This is a genomic window from Bradyrhizobium sp. AZCC 1693 (assembly GCF_036924745.1).
In the GTDB taxonomy this organism is placed as follows: Bacteria; Pseudomonadota; Alphaproteobacteria; order Rhizobiales; family Xanthobacteraceae; genus Bradyrhizobium.
The window spans coordinates 4,729,573-4,747,344 of the sequence record NZ_JAZHSD010000001.1 but is presented as its reverse complement, the minus strand read 5'-3'; the positions used below and the strand labels follow the sequence as shown (position 1 = coordinate 4,747,344).

Below are 17,772 nucleotides of genomic sequence, written 5' to 3'. Positions count from 1 at the left end.
ACGAGCTGTGTTTGCATACCCCCAACACCAATTCCCGGCTTGCAATTTCCGCTCGCTTGAGGCCGAAAGGGGGCCATGCTGTCGACTGACCCCACCTCGTTCCGCGCACAGTATCAGGCGCTGGTTTCCTCCGGCGCGATCGAGGCCGATCCCGCGCAGGCCGACGCCGCCGAGGCGTTCTCAGCGCTCGAGGAGCGGCTTTCCAGCTACAAGCCGGCGCGCAAGCTCAGCCTGCTTGGCCGGCTGTTCGGCGACAAGAGCGAGGCCCCGCCGCGCGGGCTTTACGTTCATGGCGAGGTCGGCCGCGGCAAGACCATGCTGATGGACCTGTTCTTTCAGCACTCACCGGTCCAGCACAAGCGCCGCGCCCATTTCCACGAATTCATGGCCGAGGCGCATGAGAAGATCTACGCTTATCGCCAGAACATCGCGCGCGGCGAAATTGCAGACGGCGACGTTATCGAGCTGACAGCCAACGCCATCTTCGACGAGGCCTGGCTGTTGTGCTTCGACGAATTCCACGTCACCGACATCGCCGACGCCATGATCCTGGGGCGGCTGTTCTCAAAACTGTTCGAACTCGGCACGGTGGTGGTGGCGACCTCGAACGTCGCGCCCGAAGACCTCTACAAGGGCGGGCTCAACCGTGCACTGTTCCTGCCGTTCATTTCGCAGATCGCAGATCGCATGGACGTGCTGCGGCTCGACGCGCGCACTGATTTCCGCCTGGAAAAACTCGCCGGCGTGAAGATGTGGCTGACGAACGATCCGGAAGCCGAATTCGTCCTCAACCGCGCCTGGGGCAGGATGACCGGCAACGCGCCGTGCAAGTCGCGCGACATCGCTATCAAGGGCCGCAAGCTGCATGTGCCGTGCTCGGCGCACGGCGTGGCGCGGTTTTCCTTTGCCGATATCTGCGAAAAGCCGCTGGCCGCGTCGGACTATTTGCGGCTGGCGCATGATTATCACACCATCCTGATCGACCGCATTCCGGTCATGGATTACCCTGAGAGGAACGCCGCCAAGCGTTTCATCTCGCTGATCGACACGCTCTATGACAATGCCGTGAAGCTGATGGCGTCAGCCGAAGCCGATCCGATGTCGCTCTATCTGGCGGCCGGGGGCAATGAGGCCAACGAGTTCAAGCGGACCTCGTCACGGCTGATCGAAATGAGCTCGGAATCCTACCTGGCGTTGCCGCATGGCCGGAAGGATTCCGCGGCGAGCGGGTCGAGTACGGGGCTGGTGGAGACGTAGTCTCTCTGCCGTCATTCGGGTTCGCGCTGTCGCGCGCCCGGGAATGACGGCGCTTCCTGGCATACCTGACCGAAATCGAGGCGGGGCCTTGGAATTGGGCATGCCCCGGCTTGAACCGTTCATTCGAAAGGGATAACCAGCCATCCAACTTCGTTATCCACACCCTCACTCTCCGTCTCAGAAGGACAAATTTCCCATGGCGCGCGACAAGATTGCTTTGATTGGCTCCGGTCAGATCGGCGGAACGCTGGCTCACCTCGTTGGCCTGAAGGAGCTCGGCGACGTCGTGATGTTCGACATCGCGGAGGGCGTTCCCCAGGGTAAAGCGCTCGATATCGCGCAGTCGGCCCCGGTCGACGGTTTCGACGCCCATTTCACCGGCGCCAATTCCTACGACGCGCTCGAGGGCGCCAAGGTCTGCATCGTCACCGCCGGCGTGCCGCGCAAGCCCGGCATGAGCCGCGACGATCTGCTGAGCATCAATCTCAAGGTCATGGAGCAGGTCGGCGCCGGCATCAAGAAATACGCCCCGGACGCGTTCGTCATCTGCATCACCAACCCGCTGGATGCGATGGTGTGGGCGCTGCAGAAGGCTTCCGGCCTGCCGCACAAGAAGGTGGTCGGCATGGCCGGCGTGCTCGACTCCGCCCGGTTCCGCTATTTCCTGGCCGATGAATTCAACGTCTCGGTCGAAGACGTCACCGCCTTCGTGCTCGGCGGCCACGGCGACACCATGGTGCCGCTGACGCGCTACTCCACCGTTGCCGGCATTCCGCTGCCCGATCTGGTCAAGATGGGCTGGACCTCGCAGACGCGCATCGACGAGATCGTCGACCGGACCCGCAATGGCGGCGCCGAGATCGTCAACCTCCTGAAGACCGGTTCGGCGTTCTATGCCCCCGCCGCTTCCGCGATCGCGATGGCCGAGAGCTACCTGAAGGACAAGAAGCGCGTGCTGCCCTGCGCCGCCTATCTCAACGGCGAATACGGCGTGAAGGACATGTATGTCGGCGTGCCCGTCGTCATCGGCTCGAAGGGTGTCGAGCGTATCGTCGAGATCGAGCTGGCCGGTAAGGACCGCGACGCCTTCGACAAGTCGGTCGGCGCGGTTCAGGGTCTGGTCGACGCCTGCAAGAAGATCGCGCCCGACCTGCTCGGTCGTTGATTTTACTCGGCTTTCGCCCCTTCGCGGGGGCGGAAGCGTTTTCAGGGTTGCAGTTCTATTGGTATATGGTATGCCAACTACCAACGCCGGTGAACTGTAGAACTCGCCGCTAAAGGGTTTTGGGGAGCGTCCAGATGAATATCCATGAATACCAGGCCAAGGCTCTGCTGCATGAATTCGGCGTGCCGATTTCGCGCGGCGTGCCGGTCTTGAAGGCCTCGGATTCGGATGCCGCCGCCAAGCAACTTCCCGGCCCGATCTGGGTGGTGAAGAGCCAGATCCATGCCGGCGGCCGCGGCAAGGGCAAGTTCAAGGAAGCTTCGGCCGGCGACAAGGGCGGCGTCCGCATCGCGAAATCCGTCGCCGAGGTCAACGAATTCGTCAAGCAGATGCTGGGCGCGACGCTGGTGACCGTGCAGACCGGCCCCCAGGGCAAGCAGGTCAACCGCCTCTACATCGAGGAAGGCTCTGACATCGACAAGGAGTTCTATCTCTCGATTCTGGTCGACCGCGAAACATCTGAAGTGTCGTTCGTGGTCTCGACCGAAGGCGGCGTCAACATCGAGGAAGTCGCGCACAACACGCCCGAGAAGATCGTGACCTTCTCGGTCGATCCGGCGACCGGCATCATGAGCCATCACGGACGCACGGTCGCGAACGCCCTGAAGCTTACCGGCGACCTCGCCAGGCAGGCCGAGAAGCTGGTGACCCAGCTCTACACGGCCTTCGTTGCCAAGGACATGGCGATGCTGGAGATCAATCCGCTGGTCGTGACCAGGCAGGGCCTGTTACGCGTGCTCGATGCCAAGGTGTCGTTCGACGACAACGCGCTGTTCCGCCATCCCGAGGTGGCGGTGGCGTTGCGCGATTTGACCGAAGAAGACGCCAAGGAAGTCGAGGCGTCCAAATACGATCTCAACTACGTGACCCTCGACGGCACCATCGGCTGCATGGTCAACGGCGCCGGCCTTGCCATGGCAACCATGGACATCATCAAGCTCTACGGCATGGAACCCGCCAACTTCCTCGACGTCGGCGGCGGCGCCAGCAAGGAGAAGGTGGCGGCGGCCTTCAAGATCATCACCGCGGACCCGAACGTGAAGGGCATCCTGGTCAACATCTTCGGCGGCATCATGAAGTGCGACATCATCGCCGAAGGCGTCGTCGCTGCCGTCAAGGAAGTCGGCCTGAAAGTGCCGCTGGTGGTGCGGCTCGAGGGCACCAATGTCGACGCCGGCAAGCAGATCATCCGTGAATCCGGGCTCAACGTGGTACCGGCTGATAATCTCGACGATGCCGCACAGAAAATCGTGAAAGCCGTCAAGGGAGGCTAGCGATGGCTGACCATCTCGCCGCACCGACACCGCTGGAAGAACACCGCAAGCTCGCGGTTTTTGCGGGCGAGTGGACCGGCGAGGAAATGGTCTATCCGTCGCGCTGGACCGCGGGGGGGCCTGCGACCTCGCATGTGGTGGCGCGGATGGATCTCAACGGCTTCTACCTGATCCAGGACGCCCGCCAGATGCGCGACGGCAAGGAGACCTTCGCCACCCATGGCGTGTTCACCTATGATCGCGACGACCGGCACTACAAATTGTTCTGGCACGATTCGCTCGGCTACTATTCGCCGGCGCCGGCCTCCGGCGGCTGGACCGGCAAGACGTTGATTCTCGTGCGCGGCTCGCTGCGCGGCAACGCGCGTCACGTTTATGAAGTCGTCGACGACGACAACTACACCATGAAGATCCAGTTCTCGCCTGACGCCGAAGGATGGGCCGACGTGCTCACCGGCGTCTACCGGCGGATTCACTAAACCCATCGTTCCCGGTCACCTACGAAAGCGTCCTCAACCATGTCCGTTCTGATCGACAAGAATACCAAAGTCATCTGCCAGGGTTTTACCGGCAAGAACGGCACGTTCCATTCGGAAGCCGCGATCGCTTACGGCACCCAGATGGTCGGCGGCACTTCGCCAGGCAAGGGCGGCTCGAAGCATCTGAACCTGCCGGTCTTCGACACCGTCGCCGAGGCGCGCGAAAAGACCGGCGCCGATGCGTCGGTGATCTACGTGCCGCCGCCGGGCGCGGCGGATGCGATCTGCGAGGCGATCGATGCGGAAATTCCGCTGATCGTCTGCATCACCGAGGGCATTCCGGTGCTCGATATGGTGCGCGTGAAGCGCTCGCTGTCGGGATCGAAGTCGCGCCTGATCGGGCCCAACTGCCCGGGCGTGATGACCGCGGGCGAGTGCAAGATCGGCATCATGCCGGCCAACATCTTCAAGCCGGGCAGCGTCGGGATCGTTTCCCGCTCGGGCACGTTGACCTATGAAGCCGTGTTCCAGACCACCCAGGAAGGCCTCGGCCAGACCACCGCGGTCGGCATCGGCGGCGACCCGGTCAAGGGCACCGAGTTCATCGATGTGCTGGAAATGTTCCTGGCCGACCCCAAGACCACCTCGATCATCATGATCGGTGAAATCGGCGGTTCGGCCGAGGAAGACGCCGCCCAGTTCATCAAGGACGAGGCCAAGCGGGGCCGGAAGAAGCCGATGGTCGGCTTCATCGCCGGCGTCACCGCCCCTCCCGGCCGCCGCATGGGCCATGCGGGTGCGATCATTTCCGGCGGCAAGGGCGACGCCGGATCCAAGACCACGGCCATGGAAGCGGCCGGAATTACGGTCTCTCCGTCGCCGGCGCGGCTCGGACACACCCTTGCCGAAAAATTGAAATCATGATTCAATTCTTGGTTCTTTTCGGGGCGAAGTTTCGCATTAGATAGGATAAAGGGTACTTTATCCCGCTGATCCGGTTTCCGGATCGGCGATGCGCCGTCTTCTACGCGCAAACCGAAAATCACCAGGACGCCATCATGTCTCGCCAGGACGCGAATGCAGCATTTGCCCTTTCTTCCTTTTTGCAGGGCACCAACGCCACCTACATCGACGATCTCTACGCCCGCTACGAGCAGGACCCCGCGTCGGTCGATGGCGAGTGGCAGGAATTCTTCAAGAGCCTGAAAGACACCCCGGCCGACGTCCAGAAGAACGCCGAAGGCCCGTCCTGGGGCCGCGACAACTGGCCACTTACCCCGCGCGACGAACTGACCTCGGCGCTGGACGGCAACTGGATCACCGTGGAGAAGGCGGTCGGCGCCAAGCTCGCCGCCAAGGCGCAGGCCAGGGGCGCCGAGCTGTCGGCCGCCGACATCAACCAGGCGACCCGCGATTCGGTCCGCGCCTTGATGCTGATCCGCGCCTATCGCATGCGCGGTCATTTCCACGCCAAGCTCGATCCGCTCGGCATCGAGGCGCAGCGCGATCGCGAAGAACTCGATCCGCGCACCTATGGCTTCACCGAAGCCGATTTCGACCGCAAGATCTTCCTCGACCACGTGCTCGGCCTCGAATACGGCTCGCTTCGCGAGATCGTCGCGATCTGCGAACGTACCTACTGCCAGACGCTCGGCGTCGAGTTCATGCACATCTCCAACGCGGCGCAAAAGGCCTGGATCCAGGAGCGCATCGAGGGTCCGGACAAGGAAATCAGTTTCACCCGCGAGGGACGCCGCGCGATCCTCAACAAGCTGGTCGAAGCCGAAGGCTTTGAAAAGTTCTGCGACCTCAAGTTCACGGGCACCAAGCGCTTCGGCCTCGACGGCGGTGAATCGCTGATCCCGGCGCTGGAGCAGATCATCAAGCGCGGCGGCAATCTCGGCGTGAAGGAAATCGTGCTCGGCATGCCGCATCGCGGCCGCCTCAACGTACTGACCCAGGTGATGGGCAAGCCACACCGCGCGCTGTTTCATGAATTCAAGGGCGGTTCCGCCAATCCGGACGCGGTCGAAGGCTCCGGCGACGTCAAATACCATCTCGGCGCCTCAAGCGACCGCGAGTTCGACAACAACAAGATCCATCTGTCGCTGACCGCCAACCCGTCGCATCTCGAAATCGTCGATCCGGTCGTGCTCGGCAAGGTGCGCGCCAAGCAGGACCAGCACGGCGATCCGCCGGACATGCGTATTTCCGTGCTGCCGCTCCTGATGCACGGCGACGCGGCGTTCGCCGGCCAGGGCGTGGTGGCGGAATGTTTTGGTCTGTCCGACCTCAAGGGCTACCGCACCGGCGGCTCGCTGCATTTCATCGTCAACAACCAGATCGGCTTCACCACCTATCCGCGCTATTCGCGCTCCTCGCCCTATCCGTCCGACGTGGCGAAGATGATCGATGCGCCGATCTTCCATGTGAACGGCGACGACCCGGAGGCGGTGGTGTTCGCGGCCAAGGTCGCGATCGAATTCCGGCAGAAATTCCACAAGCCGGTCGTCATCGACATGTTCTGCTATCGCAGGCATGGCCACAACGAGGGCGACGAGCCGGCGTTCACCCAGCCGGTGATGTACAAGCGGATCGCCTCGCATCCGTCTACGCTGGAGATCTACGCCAGGCGGCTGATCGCCGACGGCGTGATGACCGAGGGCGAGGTCGAGAAGGCCAAGGCCGACTGGCGCGCGCGGCTCGATGCCGAGCTCGAGGCGGGTTCCGGCTACAAGCCGAACAAGGCCGACTGGCTCGATGGCAAGTGGGCGGGCTTCAAGTCCGCCGATCAGGAAGAGGAGGCCCGCCGCGGGGTCACCGGCGTCGACATCAACGTCCTGAAGGATATCGGGCGCAAGATCACCAAGGTGCCGGACGGTTTTCGGGTTCACCGCACCATCCAGCGCTTCCTGGAAAATCGCGCCAAAGCCATCGACAACGGCGTCGGCATCGACTGGGCGACCGGCGAGGCGCTGGCGTTCTGCACGCTGCTGCAGGAAGGCCGCCACGTCCGGCTGTCGGGACAGGACAGCGAGCGCGGCACGTTTTCGCAGCGCCATTCGGTGCTGATCGATCAGGAAGACGAGAGCCGCTACACGCCGTTCAACCATCTCGGCCACGACCAGGGCCATTACGAGGTCATCAACTCGCTGCTGTCGGAAGAGGCGGTGCTCGGCTTCGAGTACGGCTATTCGCTGGCCGAGCCGAAGGCGCTGGCGATGTGGGAAGCGCAGTTCGGCGACTTCGCCAACGGCGCCCAGGTGCTGTTCGACCAGTTCATCTCGTCGGGCGAGCGCAAATGGCTGCGCATGTCCGGCCTCGTCTGCTTGCTGCCGCATGGCTATGAAGGGCAGGGGCCGGAGCATTCCTCGGCGCGGCTCGAGCGTTTCCTGCAAATGTGCGCCGAAGACAACATGCAGGTGGTGTATCCCACCACGCCGGCGAATTACTTCCACGTGCTGCGGCGCCAGTTGCATCGCGAGATACGCAAGCCCCTGATCATGATGACGCCGAAGTCGCTGTTGCGGCACAAGCGCGCGGTCTCGCGGCTGGACGAATTGGCGGCAGACACCACCTTCCACCGCATCCTGTACGATGACGCCCAGATGCTGCCCGACGAGAAGATCAAGTTGGTGTCGGACGACAAGATCCGCCGCGTCGTGCTGTGCTCGGGCAAGGTCTATTACGATCTCTACGAGGAGCGCGAGAAGCGCGGCATCGACGACATCTACATCATGCGCGTCGAGCAGCTTTATCCGGTGCCGCTGAAAGCGTTGGTGCACGAACTCGGACGCTTCAAGAACGTCGAAGAAGTGGTGTGGTGCCAGGAAGAGCCGCGCAACATGGGGGCGTGGCACTTCATCGAGCCCTATCTCGAATGGGTGCTGACCCAGATCCATGCGCCGAACCGGCGTCCGCGTTACGCGGGCCGCGCCGCCTCGGCCGCAACCGCCACCGGTTTGATGTCGAAGCACCAGGCGCAGCTCAAGGCGATGCTGGATGAGGCGCTGAACTAAGAAATTTCCTTGGTCGTCATGCCCGGGTCAAAGGCGCGAAGCGCCGTCTTCGCCCCAAATGTCCCGGGCATCCACGGCCTTTTGTTCGAGATCTTTTTGAGGCGTGGATGGCCGGGACGAGTCCGGTCATGACGCAAAGAGGAAACCATATCATGACTGAAATTCGTGTTCCGACGCTCGGCGAGTCCGTGACGGAAGCAACCATCGGCCGCTGGTTCAAGAAAGCCGGCGACGCCGTCGCGGTGGACGAGCCGCTGGTCGAACTCGAGACCGACAAGGTCACCATCGAAGTGCCGGCGCCATCAGCCGGTGTGCTCGGTGAGATAGCGGCCAAGGACGGCGAGACGGTTGCCGTCGGCGCGCTGCTCGGGCAGATCAATGAAGGCGCGGCCGGCGGCGCCAGGTCAGCCGCGCCTGCCAAGGCCACCGCTCCGGCTGCAGCGCCCGCCGCCGCGCCTGCGGCGGCTCCGAAGGCTGTGGCATCGGATGCGCCGCTGGCGCCGTCGGTTCGAAAACTCTCCGCCGAAAGCGGCATCGATGCCGCGACCGTGCCGGGCTCCGGCAAGGATGGCCGCGTCACCAAGGGCGACATGCTGGCCGCGATCGAGAAGGCGGCGTCCGCGCCGACGCCGGTCAATCAGCCGGCCGCATCGGTGCAGGTGCGCGCGCCGTCTCCGGCTGACGATGCCGCGCGCGAAGAACGCGTGAAGATGACGCGGCTGCGCCAGACCATCGCGCGGCGGCTGAAGGACGTGCAGAACACCGCCGCGATGCTGACGACCTTCAACGAGGTCGACATGACCCACATCATGGCGATGCGCGCGCAGTACAAGGACGTGTTCGAGAAGAAGCATGGCTCGAAGCTCGGCTTCATGGGCTTCTTCACCAAGGCCGTCGTGCAGGCGCTAAAGGACATCCCGGCCGTCAATGCCGAGATCGACGGCACCGATTTGATCTACAAGAACTACTACCACATCGGCGTCGCCGTCGGCACCGACAAGGGCCTGGTCGTGCCCGTGGTGCGCGACTGCGACCACAAGTCGATCTCCGACATCGAGAAGGGAATCGCCGATTTCGGTCGCCGTGCCCGCGATGGCCAGCTCAAGATCGACGAGATGCAGGGCGGCACCTTCACCATCACCAATGGCGGCATCTACGGCTCGCTGATGTCGACGCCGATCCTGAACGCGCCGCAGTCCGGCATTCTCGGCATGCACAAGATCCAGGAGCGGCCGATGGTGGTCGCCGGCAAGATCGAGGTGCGCCCGATGATGTATCTGGCGCTGTCCTACGATCACCGCGTGATCGACGGCAAGGAAGCGGTGACGTTCCTGGTCCGCGTCAAGGAAAGCCTGGAAGATCCGGCGCGGCTGGTGCTGGATCTCTAACACCACCGGCTTTGTCCGCGCCGGTGCGAAAGGCCGGCGCTGCGAGCCATGGATCGATACGCGCTGACTTGTGGGGGGCTGATGTGACGGACAAGGTTGTTGTGATCACCGGCGGCAGCCGCGGCATCGGCCGCGCTACCGCACTCGCCGCCGCCGCGCGCGGCTTTCGCGTCGTGGTCGGCTACGCCAGCAATGAGGCGGCGGCGAAGGAAGTCGTTGCCTCGATCGAGCGCAAGAACGGCAAGGCGATCGCCGTCAAATGCGATGTCGGCAGCGAGGCGGATATTTTGGCGCTGTTCGCCGCGGCGGACGAATTCGGAACGTTAGGGGCGCTCGTCAACAATGCCGGCATCGTAGGTCCCTCGGCGCGGGTCGAGGACATGTCGGCCGAACGCATCCAGCGCATGATGGCCGTTAACGTCACCGGCAGCATCCTGTGCGCGCGCGAGGCGGTGAAGCGGATGTCGACCCGCAGGGGCGGCGAGGGCGGCGTCATCGTCAATCTTTCCTCGGTCGCAGCGAAACTCGGCTCCCCCAACACGTATGTCGATTATGCGGCCTCCAAGGGCGCGGTGGATTCCTTCACCGTGGGCCTCGGCCATGAAGTCGCCGGCGAGGGCATTCGCGTGGCCGCGATCCGCCCCGGGCTGATCGACACCGAGATTCACGCTTCCGGCGGCGAGCCCGATCGCGCGCACCGGCTGGCGCACATGGTGCCGATGCAGCGCGTCGGCACTGCGGATGAAATCGCCAACGCCATCGTCTGGCTGATCTCGGACGAGGCATCCTACGTCACCAGCGCCATCCTTGATGTCTCGGGTGGGCGGTAATACCTGACACGTTTCTCAGCTACAGGACTTCATCATGGCTTCCTACGATCTCGTCGTCATCGGCACCGGCCCGGGCGGATATGTCTGCGCGGTGCGCGCGGCGCAACTCGGCATGAAGGTCGCCGTGGTCGAGAAGAACGCAACACTCGGCGGCACCTGCCTCAATGTCGGCTGCATGCCGTCGAAGGCGCTGCTGCATGCCTCCGAAATGTTCGAGGAGGCCGCGCACTCCTTTGCCAAGATGGGCGTCAGCGTTTCCGCGCCAAAACTCGATCTGCCATCGATGATGAATTTCAAGCAGCAGGGTATCGACGGCAACGTCAAGGGCGTCGAGTTCCTGATGAAGAAGAACAAGATCGACGTGCTGAAGGGCACCGGCAGGATCCTCGGGACCGGCAAGGTAGAAGTCAGTGGCAACGGCAAGACCGAGACGGTTGAGACGAAGAACATCGTGATCGCGACCGGCTCCGATATCGCGCGGCTGAAAGGCATCGAGATCGACGAGAAGCGCATCGTGTCGTCGACCGGCGCGCTTTCGCTGGAAAAAGTGCCGGAAAAAATGCTGATCATCGGTGCCGGCGTGATCGGCCTCGAACTTGGCTCGGTGTGGCGCCGGCTGGGGGCCGAGGTCCTGGTCGTCGAATTCCTAGACCGCATCCTGCCCGGCATGGATGGCGAAGTGGCGAAACAATTCCAGCGCATGCTCGAAAAGCAGGGCTTTGCTTTCAAGCTCGGCGCCAAGGTCATCGGCGTCGATACGTCGGGCAAGACGTTGAACGTCAGTGTCGAACCGGCAGCCGGCGGGGCGGCAGAGACGTTCGAAACCGATGTCGTGCTGGTTTGTATCGGTCGCGTGCCGTACACAGAAGGGCTGGGCCTCAAGGAAGCCGGCATCGCGCTCGACAATCGCGGCCGCGTGCAGATCGACGCGCATTTCGCAACCAGCGTGAAGGGCGTCTATGCGATCGGCGACGTGGTGGCGGGACCGATGCTCGCGCACAAGGCCGAGGACGAGGGCGTCGCCTGCGCCGAGATCATTGCGGGCCAGGCCGGCCATGTGAACTACGATGTTATTCCAGGCGTCGTGTATACCACGCCGGAAGTGTCGTCGGTCGGCAAGACCGAGGAAGAGCTGAAGCAGGCGGGTGTCGCGTATACCTCGGGCAAATTCCCGTTCACCGCCAACGGCCGCTCCAAGGTCAACCAGACCACTGACGGTTTCGTGAAGATTCTCGCAGATGCGAAGACCGACCGCGTGCTCGGCGTGCACATCGTCGGCCGCGAAGCCGGCGAAATGATCCATGAAGCCTGCGTTCTGATGGAGTTTGGCGGCTCCGCCGAAGATCTGGCGCGCACGTGTCACGCCCATCCGACCCGCTCGGAAGCCATCAAGGAAGCGGCGCTTGCGGCCGGCAAACGCACCATCCATATGTGATCGATATCCGGTACATTCCGGGTAGAGCGTGATTGAAGAAGCGGGTATCCGCTTTCTCGAAAAGATCATGCTTTAAACAAACAGATGGGGCGGAGTGACGCTGGAATGAAAGTCATTGCGGTCCAGAGACACAATAGATGATGCGCCGCCTGTTACAGCCGTTCTGGGTCCTGCTTGCGGTTATCTTCCTGATCGAAGCCTGGCTGTGGGATCATCTTGAGCCGATCGTCGAGCGCATCGTTGCACTGATCCCGCTGCGCGCGTTCAAGCAATGGCTGTCCGAGCGCGTCGATACGCTGTCGCCGGCGATGACGTTGATCGTGTTCGCGGTGCCGGTGATCCTGCTTTTTCCGCTCAAGCTGGTCGGCCTCTGGCTGCTGGCGAATGAATATTGGCTCAGCGCTGTCGTCGTCATCGTGTTCGGGAAGCTCGTCGGCGTCGGCGTCACCGCCTTCATCTTCGACGTGACGCGCACAAAACTCCTGCAGATGGCGTGGTTCAAGCAGGTCTATGAATTCATCATGGCGATGCGCGCCAAGGCGGCGGCCCTGGTCCAGCCGATCAAGCAGCGCATCAAGGAAATGCTGGGTGGCGACGGCGAGGGCTGGTCATCGCGCACACTGCGGCTGATCGCGCGTTTCCGCAAGAGCGTGCACGAGGCGCGGTAGCCCTCATCGTCATTGCCCGGCTTGACCGGGCAATCCAGTATCCCAGAGAAAGTAGTGCTTGAGCCGACAGGTCGCGGCGTACTGGATCACCCGCTTTCGCGGGTGATGACGAACACTCAATGCAGATGCAACAGATGCGGCGCGTAGAGGCCGAGCGCGGTAATCGCGATGCCCGCGATCGCCAGCGCGCCCGACACCCAGGCCAGCACGATCATGCCGGTGATGATGGTGGCGGAAGCCAGCACGATGCCGATCTGGAAGGCGGCCGAGGCGATTTCGTAGTGATGATACTTTGCGGTGGCCTCGTCGCGCTCGTGCTCGGCGTGCTTGGCCCGCTTGGCAAGTTCTTCCGAACCCTCGCCGGTTTCCGGCTCCGAACGGTAGCGCTGCGCGGTCTTGTTCCAGTCGTCGATCTGCTTCTGCAGCGCCGCCTTTGACGCATCGTCGCCGACGGTTCCGAGGCTGAGCTTGGCGTGCTCGGCCGTGGCCTGCACCACGGTGCGGCGGATGCTCTTGGCCTGGAAGAACGCCCAGAGGTTCGAAGCCTCGACATTCTTGCTGATGGCTTCGGTCTGCGCGCCCTTGCCCAGCGTTTCCGACAGCGCCAGAAACAAGGCGATCACGGCGATCAGCAGCGCGATCTTCTTGTTCGAGCCCGAAGCGTGCTCGGCATGCTCCGCATGCTCCATGCTTTCATGTGCGCCCATGATTCCCCTCCTGCTAATGGATGGCGTACGATTGCCGAACCGCAATGCGAGCGCAAGAGGCTAGCTTAAGAGGCCATCGATGTGACGGGAGTGTGTCGGCGGGGTATGCGGGCGTTCATCCCCGCGGATGCGCGCTCTTGTACACTTCCAAAAGCCGTTCGCTGTCGACGCCGGTATAGATCTGCGTGGTCGAGAGCGAGGCGTGGCCGAGCAGTTCCTGGATCGCGCGCAAATCGCCGCCGCGGCTGAGCAAATGGGTCGCGAAGGAATGCCGCAGCGCATGGGGCGTGGCGCTGTCGGGCAGGCCGAGCGCGCCGCGCAGCCGCTCCATGGTGAGCTGGATGATCCGCGGCGAAAGCGGTCCGCCGCGCGCGCCGACGAAAATGGGTCCGGCGGGGGGCAACGAATGCGGGCACATCGCAACGTAATCGGCGATCAGCGCCAGCACGTTTTGCAGCACCGGCACCATCCGGGTCTTGTTGCCCTTGCCGGTCACGATGAGGACGTCGCCCTCGCCTGGTTTGGGCACGTCGCGCCGCTTCAGTCCGAGCGCCTCGGAGATGCGCAGGCCCGAGCCGTAGAGCAGCGCCATGACGGCGGCGTCGCGCGCCAGAATCCAGGGATCGCGTTCCTCGCCGGCGCGCTCGTCGGCATCCGCAAAGCGCTTGGCGGCGTCCATCTGGATCGGCTTCGGCAGGCTCTTTGCAACCTTGGGCGCGCGGATGGCGGACAGGGCGCCGACCTTGCCTTTGCCTTCGCGTTCGAGATAGCGGGCGAATGAACGCAGGCCCGCCAGCGCCCGCATCAGTGAACGCCCGGCAATGTCGTCGGCGCGGCGCATCGCCATGAAGGCCCTGACGTCGGTGGCCTCCAGCGCGGCAAACCCCTTCAGCGTGACCCGGGCGCCCCAGTGCTGGCTCAGAAAAGTGAGGCATTGGCGGAGGTCGCGGGCGTAGGCTTCGAGCGTCTTCGGCGAGAGCCGCCGTTCGGCGCGCAGATGCGTCAGCCAGCGCGTCATCTCCCGCGCGAGGCCTTCGTCGGCGCAGTCGAGCTCGATCGGTTGCAGTGCCGGAACTTCCTTTGCCATCAGCCTTGCCTTAGAGCTTGCCTTGAACCTTGCCTTGGAGACGATGATTCCGTCCATTATATCGCACTTCTTTCGTTTACCGTTCGCTAACCTGGCGGCGCGGCGTTAGCCTTGCTCTGGACACCTCAAGCCTGATTCCCCTGATGGACCACGCCACCCGCGAAACCACCTCATCCGCATCGGCGACCCGTGTCGTCGACGTGCTGGTGCCGGTCGCGCTCAATCAGAATTATTCCTACCGCGTGCCGCGCGGCATGGCGCTGAAGCCCGGCGACGTCGTCTGCGTGCCGCTCGGTCCGCGTGAAGTGGTGGCGGTGGTGTGGGCGGAGAACGCCAATCCCGATCCGCGCCTGCATAATCGCCTGAAGGATGTCAGTGAAAAGCTCGACGTGCCGCCGCTGAAGGAGGAACTGCGCAGCCTGGTCGATTGGGTCGCCAACTACACGCTCTCCGCCCGCGGCATGGTGCTGCGCATGGCCTTGCGGATGGGCGAAAATCTCGGACCTGAGCGGATGCGGCTTGGCGTGCGGCTGGTCGGCGAGCCGCCACGGCGTTTGACGCCGGCGCGGCGGCGGCTGATCGAGGTGCTGTCGGACGGCCTGCTGCACGGCAAGTCCGAAGCCGCGCGGGAAGCCGGCGTCAGCGGCGGCGTGGTTGACGGCCTGGTCGATGAGGGCACGCTCGCCGTCGAGGCGATGCCGCCGCCCTTGGCGCCGCCCGCGCCCGATCCGTCCTTCGCGCAGCCGGAGTTTTCTCCCCAGCAACGCACGGCGGTCGACGCGATGCGCGCACTCGCGGCCAATGGCTCCTTCCATGTCGCGCTGCTCGACGGCGTCACTGGTTCGGGCAAGACCGAGGTTTATTTCGAGGCGATTGCGGAAGTCATCCGGCGGGCTAAGCAGACGCTGATCCTGATGCCGGAGATCGCGCTGACCGGACAATTCCTCGACCGCTTTGCCCAGCGCTTCGGCGTACGTCCGATCGAGTGGCATTCCGAACTGACGCCGCGCACCCGGCAGCGCAATTGGGCGGCGATATCGGCGGGCGAGGCGCCGGTCGTGGTCGGCGCGCGCTCGGCGCTGTTTCTGCCCTATGCGGATCTGGGCCTCATCATCGTCGATGAAGAGCACGACCAGGCCTACAAGCAGGACGACGGCGCGCATTACCACGCCCGCGACATGGCGGTGGTGCGCGCGCATATCGCCAAAATTCCGATCGTGCTGGCGTCCGCGACGCCGTCGGTCGAAACCGAGGTCAATGCGCGCAAGGGCCGCTATCAGCGCGTCGCGCTGCCGTCGCGCTTCGGCGGCCAGCACATGCCGCATATCGAGGCGATCGATCTGCGCCGCGCACAGCCAGCCCGCGGCCGCTTCATCTCGCCGCCGCTGGCCGAACAGATTCAGTTCGCGATCGAGAAGCGCGAGCAGGCGCTGTTGTTTCTCAACCGCCGCGGCTATGCGCCGCTGACGCTATGCCGCGCCTGCGGCCATCGCTTTGCCTGCACCATCTGCGACGCCTGGCTGGTGGATCACAGATTTCGCCAGCGTCTGGTCTGTCACCATTGCGGCTTCTCGATGTCGCGGCCGAACATCTGCCCGCATTGCCAGGCCGAGGAATCGCTGGTCGCGGTCGGCCCCGGCGTCGAGCGCCTGCAGGAAGAGGCGGCCGCGCTGTTTCCGAATGCGCGCACCATGGTGCTGTCGAGCGATCTCATCACCTCGATCGAGACCATGCGCAGCGAGCTGAACGAAATCGCGGAAGGCCGCGTCGACATCATCGTCGGCACGCAACTGGTGGCCAAGGGCCATAATTTTCCGCGGCTCAATCTGGTCGGCGTGGTCGACGCGGATTTGGGCCTCGGTAACGGCGACCCGCGCGCCGCCGAGCGGACGTTCCAGTTGCTCAATCAGGTGATCGGCCGCGCCGGGCGCGAGCAGGGCCGTGGCGTCGGTTACCTGCAGACCCACCAGCCCGAACACCCCGTGATGAAGGCATTGGTCGCGAGCGACCGCGAGGCATTTTACGCGAGCGAGATCGAGGCGCGCGAACGCGCCGGCTATCCGCCGTTCGGCCGGCTCGCCAGCCTGATCATCTCCGCAGGCGACCGCCCGACCGCGGAAGGCTTTGCGCGCAGGCTCGCTGCGGTCGCGCCGATCGACGAGCGCATCCAGGTGCTCGGCCCCGCCGAGGCGCCGCTTGCCGTCATCAAGGGCCGCTACCGGTTCCGCCTGCTGGTGAAGTCGCTGCGCAATGTCGACCTGTCGGAATATTTGCGCGAATGGCTGGCCGCCGGGCCGAAGACCAAGGGCAATCTCAAGCTCGAGGTCGACGTCGATCCGCAGAGCTTTTTGTAGCGAAAGGTCTCTCCCCGTTGGCTCGCAATGACGGAAATAACAAAAAAGGCCTGCCGTCATTTGCGACGGCAGGCCTTTGTTGCCGCGGAAAGCTCCGCGATCGTTTACGCAACGCAACGCTTACTGATCTGGTGGACCGGAAAACGGCGCGCAGGCGCGCGCCTAAGAGACGACCTCGGCGGTGACGTGGCCGACGCCGGCGCCGGTCAGGCCGATGGCGCGGGCAGCGCCCGTGGACAGGTCAAGCACGCGGCCCTTGATGAAGGGACCACGGTCATTGATCGTGACGACGACGCTCTGGCCACGATGGGTCACCCGCAGCTTGGTGCCGAACGGCAGCGAGCGGTGGGCCGCGGTCATGGCGTTCTGGTTGAAGCGCTGTCCGGAGGCGGTCTTGCTGCCGGATTCATTGCCGTAGAAAGAAGCCTTTCCCGAGAAGCCGTGCCCGGAGCCCGAACCGATCGCGGCATTGGCGTCCATCCAGTTGCTCTTGGCCTTGTGGGCATGAGCGGTGGTGGGAGTGGTGGCGGTGATGCCTGGATTTGGCGGAGGCTTCGGAGATGCTGCCACCGACCAACAGAGTTGCGGCGATTAAGGCGAAAGCCGTACGCGACCGGGTTAGAGTTCCCGGCACCACTTTATTGGTATTCAACATAAACTAGTCCCTCAGACAGTATTGTCACATGTGTGACAAGTGGAACCCCCGTCCCAGTTTCAGTGGTTGCCGTTTGGTGACGCAATGCGGCATGAATTGGGCAGTAAAGGCGGTTTTTGGCCGGCTGACATATCTTGTTACTGAGATCAACTAATCAAACGATATTCCGTAATCTTGGGCCTTAACGAAATTTTAACCTATTAATTACCGATTATTACTTACAAATACTGTAATCCCGGTTAAGGCGAAGATTTGTTCAAGTAATGTTCAAATGAAAAGAATCGGACAGGTTCGTTCCGGCCGCTCCGCTCATGCCCGCCATGCAAATTCGGGCGGAACCAATCCGACCACGGCCGAAGCGGATGTTGCGGTGGGTGCGCCGAAGGCGGATCCG

At 63.4% G+C, this 17,772-nt stretch carries 13 protein-coding genes and 1 pseudogene; 11 read left to right on the top strand and 3 right to left on the bottom strand.

From position 1 onward, the window contains the following. Positions 1 to 75 precede the first annotated feature (75 nt). The 10 genes from zapE (at position 76) to V1293_RS22570 (ending at position 12,575) form a co-directional block, all read left to right on the top strand. Positions 76 to 1,257 carry a cell division protein ZapE gene (zapE, locus tag V1293_RS22615; RefSeq protein ID WP_334512345.1) on the top strand — a complete coding sequence of 394 codons (1,182 nt, stop codon included), beginning with the start codon at positions 76 to 78 and terminating at the stop codon, positions 1,255 to 1,257. A 196-nt stretch (positions 1,258 to 1,453) separates the two neighbouring features. Further along, positions 1,454 to 2,422: a malate dehydrogenase gene (mdh, locus tag V1293_RS22610; protein ID WP_334512343.1), complete on the top strand. Its 969-nt coding sequence runs from the start codon at positions 1,454 to 1,456 to the stop codon at positions 2,420 to 2,422. A gap of 134 nt (positions 2,423 to 2,556) precedes the next feature. Continuing rightward, entirely contained in the window at positions 2,557 to 3,756 is a 1,200-nt protein-coding gene (sucC, locus tag V1293_RS22605; RefSeq protein WP_334512340.1) for an ADP-forming succinate--CoA ligase subunit beta, read from the top strand. A 2-nt stretch (positions 3,757 to 3,758) separates the two neighbouring features. Beyond that, positions 3,759 to 4,235, top strand: coding sequence for a DUF1579 family protein (locus V1293_RS22600; RefSeq protein WP_334512338.1), 477 nt, complete (start codon positions 3,759 to 3,761; stop codon positions 4,233 to 4,235). A gap of 39 nt (positions 4,236 to 4,274) precedes the next feature. Then, complete coding sequence (gene sucD / locus V1293_RS22595; RefSeq protein WP_334512336.1) at positions 4,275 to 5,159, top strand: succinate--CoA ligase subunit alpha; 885 nt, start codon at positions 4,275 to 4,277, stop codon at positions 5,157 to 5,159. Positions 5,160 to 5,293: 134 nt separating this feature from the next. After that, on the top strand, positions 5,294 to 8,254 hold the full coding sequence (locus V1293_RS22590) for a 2-oxoglutarate dehydrogenase E1 component (protein WP_334512334.1): 2,961 nt from the start codon (positions 5,294 to 5,296) through the stop codon (positions 8,252 to 8,254). A gap of 152 nt (positions 8,255 to 8,406) precedes the next feature. Beyond that, a complete protein-coding gene (odhB, locus tag V1293_RS22585; RefSeq protein WP_334512332.1) occupies positions 8,407 to 9,642 on the top strand; it encodes a 2-oxoglutarate dehydrogenase complex dihydrolipoyllysine-residue succinyltransferase in 1,236 nt (411 codons plus the stop codon). An 83-nt stretch (positions 9,643 to 9,725) separates the two neighbouring features. Further along, positions 9,726 to 10,472, top strand: a complete 747-nt coding sequence (locus V1293_RS22580; RefSeq protein ID WP_334512330.1) for an SDR family oxidoreductase — start codon at positions 9,726 to 9,728, stop codon at positions 10,470 to 10,472. A 34-nt stretch (positions 10,473 to 10,506) separates the two neighbouring features. After that, on the top strand, positions 10,507 to 11,907 hold the full coding sequence (lpdA, locus tag V1293_RS22575) for a dihydrolipoyl dehydrogenase (RefSeq protein ID WP_334512327.1): 1,401 nt from the start codon (positions 10,507 to 10,509) through the stop codon (positions 11,905 to 11,907). Between the two features lie 137 nt (positions 11,908 to 12,044). Next, positions 12,045 to 12,575, top strand: a complete 531-nt coding sequence (locus tag V1293_RS22570) for a hypothetical protein (RefSeq protein WP_334512325.1) — start codon at positions 12,045 to 12,047, stop codon at positions 12,573 to 12,575. Positions 12,576 to 12,691: 116 nt separating this feature from the next. Here V1293_RS22570 and V1293_RS22565 read toward each other — a convergent pair whose 3' ends face one another. Continuing rightward, on the bottom strand, positions 12,692 to 13,282 hold the full coding sequence (locus V1293_RS22565) for a DUF4337 domain-containing protein (protein ID WP_334512323.1): 591 nt from the start codon (positions 13,280 to 13,282) through the stop codon (positions 12,692 to 12,694). A 115-nt stretch (positions 13,283 to 13,397) separates the two neighbouring features. Beyond that, a complete protein-coding gene (locus V1293_RS22560; protein ID WP_334516850.1) occupies positions 13,398 to 14,369 on the bottom strand; it encodes a tyrosine recombinase XerC in 972 nt (323 codons plus the stop codon). A 143-nt stretch (positions 14,370 to 14,512) separates the two neighbouring features. Between V1293_RS22560 and V1293_RS22555 the strand changes: the two genes are divergently transcribed. Then, entirely contained in the window at positions 14,513 to 16,723 is a 2,211-nt protein-coding gene (locus V1293_RS22555) for a primosomal protein N' (RefSeq protein WP_334512321.1), read from the top strand. A gap of 162 nt (positions 16,724 to 16,885) precedes the next feature. On the opposite strand, the pseudogene V1293_RS22550 reads toward V1293_RS22555, so the two are convergent. Next, a pseudogene (locus V1293_RS22550) lies at positions 16,886 to 17,378 on the bottom strand (septal ring lytic transglycosylase RlpA family protein). Positions 17,379 to 17,772 lie beyond the last annotated feature (394 nt).

What these genes read in the sequence shown, in the direction of transcription:
- zapE (WP_334512345.1), top strand. Translation starts at nt 76, where the DNA reads ATGCTGTCGACTGACCCCACCTCGTTCCGCGCACAGTATCAGGCGCTG.
- V1293_RS22590 (WP_334512334.1), top strand. Translation starts at nt 5,294, where the DNA reads ATGTCTCGCCAGGACGCGAATGCAGCATTTGCCCTTTCTTCCTTTTTG.
- V1293_RS22565 (WP_334512323.1), bottom strand. Translation starts at nt 13,282, where the DNA reads ATGGGCGCACATGAAAGCATGGAGCATGCGGAGCATGCCGAGCACGCT.
- V1293_RS22560 (WP_334516850.1), bottom strand. Translation starts at nt 14,369, where the DNA reads ATGGCAAAGGAAGTTCCGGCACTGCAACCGATCGAGCTCGACTGCGCC.
- lpdA (WP_334512327.1), top strand. Translation starts at nt 10,507, where the DNA reads ATGGCTTCCTACGATCTCGTCGTCATCGGCACCGGCCCGGGCGGATAT.
- V1293_RS22570 (WP_334512325.1), top strand. Translation starts at nt 12,045, where the DNA reads ATGATGCGCCGCCTGTTACAGCCGTTCTGGGTCCTGCTTGCGGTTATC.
- V1293_RS22555 (WP_334512321.1), top strand. Translation starts at nt 14,513, where the DNA reads ATGGACCACGCCACCCGCGAAACCACCTCATCCGCATCGGCGACCCGT.
- odhB (WP_334512332.1), top strand. Translation starts at nt 8,407, where the DNA reads ATGACTGAAATTCGTGTTCCGACGCTCGGCGAGTCCGTGACGGAAGCA.
- mdh (WP_334512343.1), top strand. Translation starts at nt 1,454, where the DNA reads ATGGCGCGCGACAAGATTGCTTTGATTGGCTCCGGTCAGATCGGCGGA.
- sucD (WP_334512336.1), top strand. Translation starts at nt 4,275, where the DNA reads ATGTCCGTTCTGATCGACAAGAATACCAAAGTCATCTGCCAGGGTTTT.
- V1293_RS22600 (WP_334512338.1), top strand. Translation starts at nt 3,759, where the DNA reads ATGGCTGACCATCTCGCCGCACCGACACCGCTGGAAGAACACCGCAAG.
- sucC (WP_334512340.1), top strand. Translation starts at nt 2,557, where the DNA reads ATGAATATCCATGAATACCAGGCCAAGGCTCTGCTGCATGAATTCGGC.